Source organism: Actinomyces gerencseriae DSM 6844 (assembly GCF_000429265.1).
Lineage (GTDB): Bacteria > Actinomycetota > Actinomycetes > Actinomycetales > Actinomycetaceae > Actinomyces > Actinomyces gerencseriae.
In genome coordinates this window covers 310,188-317,986 of record NZ_AUBN01000006.1, presented here as the reverse complement: position 1 = coordinate 317,986, position 7,799 = coordinate 310,188, and the positions used below count along the sequence as shown (strand labels likewise).

Below are 7,799 nucleotides of genomic sequence, written 5' to 3'. Positions count from 1 at the left end.
CCCCCAGCGCCAATGGTACTGCGCCCGCCAGGACGCGGAAGAGCAGGACACCACCGAGCACACACCACCCCCCCCACCACCCACAAAAACGGCGGGGGGCTTTGTGTATCAACCCCCGTCCCTCCACCTCATGACGGTGGCCTGGTGGACGCCGCCGTGGATTCCCCCGATCCCCCTGACGAGATTCAGGCGAGGGCCTTGTTCGGGGAACCGCTCCGGAACAGGGCGCTTCCGCCGCTCGCTCAGATCCACGAGGGAAGCAGCATGTGCCAGTGCCAGAAGGTGTAGGCCACCGTTTGGCCGGTCCACAGCGGCCACCACAGGATTGCGAACACCACTGCCGCCAGGACGACCACCGTCGTCAGAGCAATCCCCTCGCCGTGAAGCCGCCACGCCGGCACGCCCGTCCACTCGGAGGGGATCCGCAGTCGCGATGGGCGCAGGCCGAAGCCCAGATAGGTTCCCAGCGCGCCTCGGGGGTGCGGCTTGCCATCGCCCAACCAGCCGAGCCGCATGAGGCGGTCTTCCAGAACGCCCTCCGGGGAGCCCGGGACGGGCATGAGCATTCCCATCGACGAGCCCAGGGCGAGGACGAGCACCAGCACCACGAAGGGCACGAAGGCCACGGTGTAGAACGTGAAGATCGTCCGGTTGCCGTACAGGAACCAGGGCAGGTACAGGCCGACGTAGCCGATGAGCGCCGTCCACACCCTCCAGTCCCGGTTCTCGACCATCAGAACCACGATGACGAACACCAGCGCTATGATCGCGGACCACCACATGGGGATGTTGCCGATGGAGGTGATGGCCTGGACGCAGTGGTGAGTGCCGTCGCCGCAGGTCTGGCCGGCGAGCTCATCGGCACTGGGCCAGTAGAACGATGTCGGCCGCCACTGCACGAGCCAGCCGATCGGCTTGGACATGTACTGGTGGACGGTATCGAGAGTGACATGGAAGTTGTAGGCCACTATGTGGTACTCGACCAGGTCATTGAGGGAATCGGGCAGCCAGGAGCGCGCCACCGTGCCGTATGCCGCCCGCTGCGCAGCGGCCCAGCCATGCTCGTACGCCTCCGGGTGGAGGAACCAGGACCACCAGCCCGCCGCGTAGACCGCGGCGGTGATCGGGACCAGGCGCAGGAAGTCGCCGACCCCTCTCGCGAAGACGCCCTCCAGGAACCACGCCCTGGTCCTCGCACGGCGCAGCGCCAGGACGTCCCACACGACCACCAGGATGCCGATCGCCGCCAGCAGATACAGCCCGGACCACTTGATCGAGCAGGCCAGGCCGACGGCGACGCCCGTCGCCAGCAGCCACGGGCGCAGATGCCCCTTGGGTGCGAGATGGCCGGGGGCGGTGCCCGCCAGGTCCCGGGCGAGCCGCGCTCGCGACCACTCCCGATCCCGCACCAGGCAGTACACCGTCAGGACTGAGAAGAAGCCGATGAACACGTCCAGGAGCCCGATGCGGGACTCGGTGAGGTTCACGCCGTCGATGGCGAGAAGGAGCCCCGCCAGCCCCGCGAGCAGGGGCGAGCGGGTGAGCCGCAGGGTCAGCCTGGTCAGCAGGACGACGGTGGCCACGCCCGCGAGCGCCGGCATGAACCTCCATCCGAATGAGGAATCCGGCCCGAACAGCTCCATGCCGAGGCCGATGAGCCACTTGCCGAGCTGGGGATGCACCACGAATGAGGGATCCGTCTTGAGCCCCGAGAAATCACCGTGCGCGAAAGGACCGTCGGAATTCGTGACCCATGCCGACTCGTACCCGTTGTGCCACAGGGCGTAGGCGTCCTTGACGTAGTAGATCTCATCGAACATGAGAGAGTGGGGATGACCCAACCCGATGAAGCGCATCAGCGCCGCAAGAATCCCCGTGACGGCCGTGACGATCCAGCCATTGATGCGGACGGCGGCGGGCAGGACCCGATCCTTGGGCTGCAGACCGAGCTGCGCGCGCAGTTGATCCTCGGACCGTTCGGCCGGCGGGCCCGGGACCTGCGCGGAATCGGGCGCCGGGGAATCATCCCCGGCCTCGGGGACCGAGTCCTCGACGGCGGCCCACTGAGGCGCCTCGTGCGGCTCGGCGTTCCAGGACGCCGACTCCCCCGTCTCCATCATCGCCTCCCGCTCGGAGGGCTCCGGAGCGGACTCGTCGGCGGGGCGCGGGTCATCGGCTGAGGCGCTTGCGGCGGCTTCTGGCGAGGGAGCACTGCGTGAGGTCACGGTTGCGAGTCTAGGCGGGACGCCATACTGAGGCCATGAATGACGACGCCCCGTCGGCGCGGGCCGGGTCCCGGGCCCCGAGCTCCGCCGAAACATCGACTGCTTCCGACGACGCGCCGAGCCCCGGCACCATCACCATGGCGGCCACTCCCATAGGGAATACCGGGGACGCCTCGGCGCGCCTGCGGGCGGGGCTCGAGCGCGCCGACGTCGTCGCCGCCGAGGACACCCGCCGTCTCCGCGCGCTCGCCCGGCGCTTGGACGTACGGGTGGGCGGCCGCCTGCTCGCCCTCCACGAGCACAACGAGCGCGTCAGGACGGCCGAGCTGCTGGAGGAGGCACGTGCCGGTCGCAGCGTGCTCGTCGTCTCCGATGCCGGCATGCCCTCGGTGTCGGATCCCGGATACCGGCTCGTCGTCGCCGCGGTCGACGCGGGCGTGCCCGTGACGGTCGCACCGGGCCCCTCCGCCGTGCTCACGGCCCTCGTCGTGTCGGGGCTGGCCAGCGACCGCTTCAGCTTCGAGGGATTCCTCCCCCGCAGGGAGGGCGAGCGCCGCCGCGCCCTTGAGGCACTGGCCGCGGAGCGGCGCACCATGATCTTCTTCGAGTCCCCGCGTCGCGTCCACCAGACCCTCGGCGCCATGGCGGAGGTGTTCGGAGTCCGGCGCAGGGCGGCGCTGTGCCGGGAGCTGACCAAGACCCATGAGGAGGTGCGACGGGCGGTCCTGGGAGAGCTCGTGGAGGCGACCGTCGGATCGGTCCTGGGCGAGGTCGTCATCGTCGTCGCCGGCATGCCCGGTGCCGCGGCCGATCCGTGGGCGGCCGCACGGGAGGCCCTGGAGCTGGCCGACGGCGGGATGCGCCTCAAATCGGCTGCCGGGCAGGCGGCCGGACGGGTCGGCCTGCGTCCCAACGAGGTGTATCGCGCGGCTCTCGTTCTCCGGGATCGGCGAGCCCGGTAGAGGTCGCCGGCCCGGAGGCGCGCCCCCGGGCCGCATCGTGTGCGGAGACGACCGCGCGCCGCATCCGATAGAGTGCGGGCCATGATGGAAAGTGCTGGTACCCCCACGTCAACCAGTCGGGCCCTGGTCATCGTCGATGTTCAGCCGACCTTCTGCGAGGGCGGAGCGCTCGCCGTTGCCGGTGGCGATGCCGTCGCGGCGCGCGTGGCCGCCTACGCGACTGCTCATCGGAAGGACTACCGGCTGGTGGTCACCACCCAGGACTGGCATATCGACCCCGGTTCGCACTTCTCGGCCGCGCCGGACTTCATCGACACCTGGCCTCCCCACGGGATCGCCGGTACTGCGGAGGCCGAGCTCCACCCCGCACTTGCCGGGCTCCAGCCGGACGCCTGCGTCAAGAAGGGCCACTATGCCGCGGCCTACTCGGGATTCGAGGGCGTCACCGACGAGGGCGCCGACCTCGATCGGATTCTGACCGACGCCGGCATCGAGGCGCTCGACGTCGTCGGGCTGGCGGAGTCGCACTGCGTCAAGGACACCGCGCTGGATGGCCTGCGGCACGGTTACGCCGTGCGCGTGCTCACCGACCTGACCGAGCCGGTGTCCCCGGAGCAGGGCGAAACGGCCCGCGCTGCGTTGAGCGCCGCCGGCGTCGAGCTGGTCGCCTCGCGATCCGCATGGAAGCAGTGATGCGGCCACAACCCCGATCGCTCGGGGGGGGGGGGGGGGGCGGTCAGGAGCCGTCGTGCTTCTGCGGCGGCATCGGGCGGTAGATGACCTGCTGGGGCGCCAGGCCGTAGGCGCCCGACGGGGGGAGGGGCGACTCGGGGGACCCCGCCTGGACGGCGGCGCCGGGGCCGCTCGTCGCGCTCGAACCGCTCCACGCGGCCGACGTCGGGCCACCGGGGGGAACCGGGCCGGCGGCGGGCGTGAAACCGGCGGGGTTCGGCGTATCGATGGGCCGGGGCGCGCCGGGCGCCGGTCCGACGCCGAGGGCCGTCCGGGCGGAGCGGAGCCGGCGGGACCTGAGCACCAGCAGTCGCACGCCGGATAGGAGTGTGACCAGCCCCGCGATGGCGGCCGTCGCGACCGCCCACTGGGCGATCGTGAACGCGCGCCGCCATTCCGGGGACACCGTCGCGGTGCTGAAGGCGATCGGGTGCGCGCCGCTGCACGAGATGCTGTAGGCGCCCGCCTGCGTGGAGCGGAAGTCGAGGACCTGGCCGGGCTGGGGGCCCGGATCAGCGCGGAGGGCGGACTGACGAGACGTCTTCGACAGCGTCAGGGTGGTGCCCGAGGGATCCACCACCTCGCAGGTCGGGTTCTGGTCCTCGGAGTAGAAGCCGTACTGGGTGTCCGCCTGGAGGGTGACGGTCCGCGTGCTGCCGTCCTCGGGGACGGGCTCGCGGGACGTCGTGGTCGGCGCCATCTCCAGAGAGACGATGAACGCCACGGCGGCGATCAGCAGCAGGGTGATGCTCACCCGGAACAGGCTCAACGGGACTCGCCTGGCCCGACGGTAGGCGGCGAGCGGCGAGGTCGGGGCCGGTCGGGCCGGCGGGGCTCCCGCCATGCCGTGTCCGGGCCCCTGCTGCGGCGGCTGGGCCCACGTGGTCATGACCGTCCGACTCCGATGCCGCTGTCGGCGGGCCGCGTCTGGCGCGCCTTCTTGTTGCCCGAGGTGCGCACGAGCAGCCAGATGAGGCCGGCGATGAGCAGGACCGCGCCGATGATGCCGATGAGGATCGAACCGATCGTGATGATGATGCGGCTCGCCAGGGATCCCACGTCGACGGCGTCGCCGATGGAGACCTTGATGTCGTGCACGTCGTCGCTGTCGCTCGGGAGGGGGCCGGCGTAGCCGAAGGTGGTGCAGGAGATCTCGTAGTCGCCCGAGGCGGTGGTGGTGAACGTGCCGAACAAAATCTGATCATCGACGTTGATCCTCGAGCCTGGGAATGCCAGCGGGACGTCCTGGCCGTCGGGTCCGGTCACGTCGCAGGAGGTGGACATCCCGTTGTTGTACAGCCCGTAGTCGGAGTCGGCCTCCAGAGTCATGGTCGTGGTGCCGGTCCCGTTGATCCGGACCAGGGAGGAGGACAGGGCGAGCAACGAGCCTACCGAGGCGATCGCGACGACGATCGCCGCCAGGAGCATGACGGCGCCGATGACCAGCATGACGACCGGGGCCCTGCGGCTCCTGACCACGGGAACGGCCATGGGGCCGACCGCAGGGATCGGAGGGCGGGGGAACGGCCCGGGGTCGTGTCCCGCCGGGGCTCCGGACCCTGTGCCCGCCGGGGCTCCGGACCCTGTGCCGCCCGTCTGCGGAGCGGGACCCGCGCTCGCCGACCAGGGCGGGCCGGCGAAGTGCGGTGATCCGGAGACCGGTGGACGGAACATCATGGAGCACTCCTCACGCAGTAGGGCCGCGATCGCGGCGACCCGGCCACCTCCACCATACGGCCCCCGGGGCCCGCGGGGCACACGATTCGCGGAGGTGCTCCCGCGGCGCCCGGGCCCGCGGGGTTCCGAGCCGGAGTCGGTCCGCGCAGCCGATGACTCGCAGCGGCGTCCGGGCCCGCGGGGTTCCGAGCCGGAGTCGGTCCGCGCAGCCGATGACTCGCAGCGGCGTCCGGGCCCGCGGGGCGCACGACGGGCGGAGGAGCCGCCGACGAGGTCCGATAGGGTTGGGGCCATGAGCCACATCCTGTCCGCGGTCGCCTGGCCCTACGCCAATGGCCCCCGCCATATCGGTCACGTCGCCGGCTTCGGCGTCCCCTCCGACGTCTTCTCGCGCTACATGCGCATGGCCGGCCACGATGTCCTCATGGTCTCGGGCACCGACGAGCACGGCACGCCCATCCTGGTGGCCGCCGACGAGGAGGGCGTGACCGCCCGCGAGCTCGCCGACCGCAACAACCGTCTCATCGTCGAGGACCTGGTGGCGCTCGGCCTGTCCTACGACCTGTTCACCCGCACCACGGCCGGCAACCACTACCGCGTCGTGCAGGACATGTTCCGCACCGTGCGCGATAACGGCTACATGATCCAGGAGGTCACCCGCTCCGCGATCAGCCCATCGACCGGTCGCACCCTGCCCGACCGGTACATCGAGGGCACCTGCCCGATCTGCGGCGCCCCCGGGGCGCGCGGCGACCAGTGCGACACCTGCGGCAACCAGCTCGACCCCACCGATCTCGTCGGTCCCCGCTCGCGCATCAACGGCGAGACCCCCGAGTTCGTGGAGTCCACCCACTGGTTCCTCGACCTGCCCGCGCTCGCGCGGGCCCTGGGCGCCTGGCTCGACGAGCGCGAGGCCTCGGGCACCTGGCGGCCCAATGTCATCCGCTTCTCCCAGAACATCCTGGGGGAGATCCGTCCCCGGGCCATGACGCGCGACATCGACTGGGGCATTCCCGTCCCCGGCTGGGAGGACCAGCCCACCAAGCGCCTCTACGTGTGGTTCGACGCCGTCATCGGCTACCTGTCCGCCTCCATCGAGTGGGCCCGGCGCCTCGGCGACCCGGAGGCCTGGCGGGCCTGGTGGAACGACCCGCAGGCGCTGTCGTACTACTTCATGGGCAAGGACAACATCGTCTTCCACTCCCAGATCTGGCCCGCCGAGCTCCTGGGCTACAACGGCCAGGGCGATCGCGGCGGCGAGCCCGGGGACCTCGGCGCCCTCGATCTGCCCACCGAGGTCGTCTCCAGCGAGTTCCTCACCATGGAGGGCAAGAAGTTCTCCTCCTCCCACGGCATCGTCATCTACGTGCGCGACTTCCTGGAGCGCTACCAGGCCGACGCCCTGCGCTACTTCATCTGCGCCGCCGGCCCGGAGACCGCCGACGCCGACTTCACCTGGGCCGAGTTCGTGCGCCGCACCAACGGCGAGCTCGTCGCGGGCTGGGGCAATCTCGTCAACCGCACCGCCACCATGATCCACAAGCGCTTCGGGCGGATCCCCGAGCCCGGCGATCCCGAGGCGATCGACGTCGCGCTCCTGGACTCGATCGAGGCCGGCTTCTCCGAGGTCGGAGACCTCATCGCCCGCCACCGCCAGAAGGCCGCGCTGGCGGAGGCCATGCGACTGGTGGGCGAGGCCAACAAGTACATCGCCGACACCGAGCCCTTCAAGCTCAAGGGGGAGGAGGGCGGGCCCGCCTGGCGGCGCCTGGCGACGATCCTGCACACCCTCGCTCAGGCGGTGGCCGACCTCAACCTCATGCTCTCCCCCTTCCTGCCGCATGCGGCCAACGACGTGGACCGGGCGATGGGCGGGCGGGGCGCCATCGCCCCGATGCCCGAGCTCCGCGAGGCGCGCGAACTCGACCCCCGGGTCCTGCCCGAGGCCTTCGCCGGGCGCAGTTCCTACCCGATCATCACCGGGGACTACACCACCGCCCCCGCGTGGGAGCGGCACGAGGTCGTCATCGGCACGCCGGTGGCCAAGCCCGCCCCCGTGTTCGTCAAGCTCGACGAGGCGATCGTGGACGAGGAGCTCGCGCGCTACGCGGACCGCCTTCCCGACGACGTCACCGGCGCCTGAGCCGCGCAGCGCCCCGGACGCCGGCGCCGCCCGTCCCGGGCGGTGCCGGCCGCGCGTGAG

Annotated in this window: 6 protein-coding genes; 3 read left to right on the top strand and 3 right to left on the bottom strand. The window is 71.2% G+C overall.

Translation table 11 applies throughout. The features are described 5' to 3' along the window. Nucleotides 1–242 precede the first annotated feature (242 nt). Nucleotides 243–2,225: a phospholipid carrier-dependent glycosyltransferase gene (locus tag G448_RS0103055; protein WP_026406789.1), complete on the bottom strand. Its 1,983-nt coding sequence runs from the start codon at nt 2,223–2,225 to the stop codon at nt 243–245. Nucleotides 2,226–2,260: 35 nt separating this feature from the next. Here G448_RS0103055 and rsmI point away from each other — a divergent pair, with 35 nt between their 5' ends. Then, nucleotides 2,261–3,187: a 16S rRNA (cytidine(1402)-2'-O)-methyltransferase gene (gene rsmI / locus G448_RS0103050; protein WP_026406788.1), complete on the top strand. Its 927-nt coding sequence runs from the start codon at nt 2,261–2,263 to the stop codon at nt 3,185–3,187. 81 nt (nt 3,188–3,268) lie between these two features. Beyond that, the gene (locus tag G448_RS0103045) at nt 3,269–3,880 is read left to right on the top strand and encodes an isochorismatase family protein (protein WP_026406787.1); all 612 of its coding nucleotides are present in this window, start codon (nt 3,269–3,271) and stop codon (nt 3,878–3,880) included. Between the two features lie 43 nt (nt 3,881–3,923). Here the strand turns inward: G448_RS0103045 and G448_RS0103040 are convergent, their stop codons facing one another. Both G448_RS0103040 and G448_RS14890 read right to left on the bottom strand, forming a co-directional pair. Beyond that, the gene (locus G448_RS0103040; protein WP_026406786.1) at nt 3,924–4,808 is read right to left on the bottom strand and encodes a hypothetical protein; all 885 of its coding nucleotides are present in this window, start codon (nt 4,806–4,808) and stop codon (nt 3,924–3,926) included. Next, nucleotides 4,805–5,410: a hypothetical protein gene (locus G448_RS14890; protein WP_245572155.1), complete on the bottom strand. Its 606-nt coding sequence runs from the start codon at nt 5,408–5,410 to the stop codon at nt 4,805–4,807. The genes G448_RS0103040 and G448_RS14890 overlap by 4 nt, the downstream gene beginning before the upstream one ends. 478 nt (nt 5,411–5,888) lie before the next feature. Between G448_RS14890 and metG the strand changes: the two genes are divergently transcribed. Continuing rightward, a complete protein-coding gene (metG, locus tag G448_RS0103030; protein ID WP_026406785.1) occupies nt 5,889–7,739 on the top strand; it encodes a methionine--tRNA ligase in 1,851 nt (616 codons plus the stop codon). Nucleotides 7,740–7,799 lie beyond the last annotated feature (60 nt).

Coding starts and splice junctions, on each gene's coding strand:
- rsmI (WP_026406788.1), top strand. CDS start 2,261: ATGAATGACGACGCCCCGTCGGCGCGGGCCGGGTCCCGGGCCCCGAGC.
- G448_RS0103045 (WP_026406787.1), top strand. CDS start 3,269: ATGATGGAAAGTGCTGGTACCCCCACGTCAACCAGTCGGGCCCTGGTC.
- G448_RS0103040 (WP_026406786.1), bottom strand. CDS start 4,808: ATGACCACGTGGGCCCAGCCGCCGCAGCAGGGGCCCGGACACGGCATG.
- G448_RS14890 (WP_245572155.1), bottom strand. CDS start 5,410: ATGGCCGTTCCCGTGGTCAGGAGCCGCAGGGCCCCGGTCGTCATGCTG.
- metG (WP_026406785.1), top strand. CDS start 5,889: ATGAGCCACATCCTGTCCGCGGTCGCCTGGCCCTACGCCAATGGCCCC.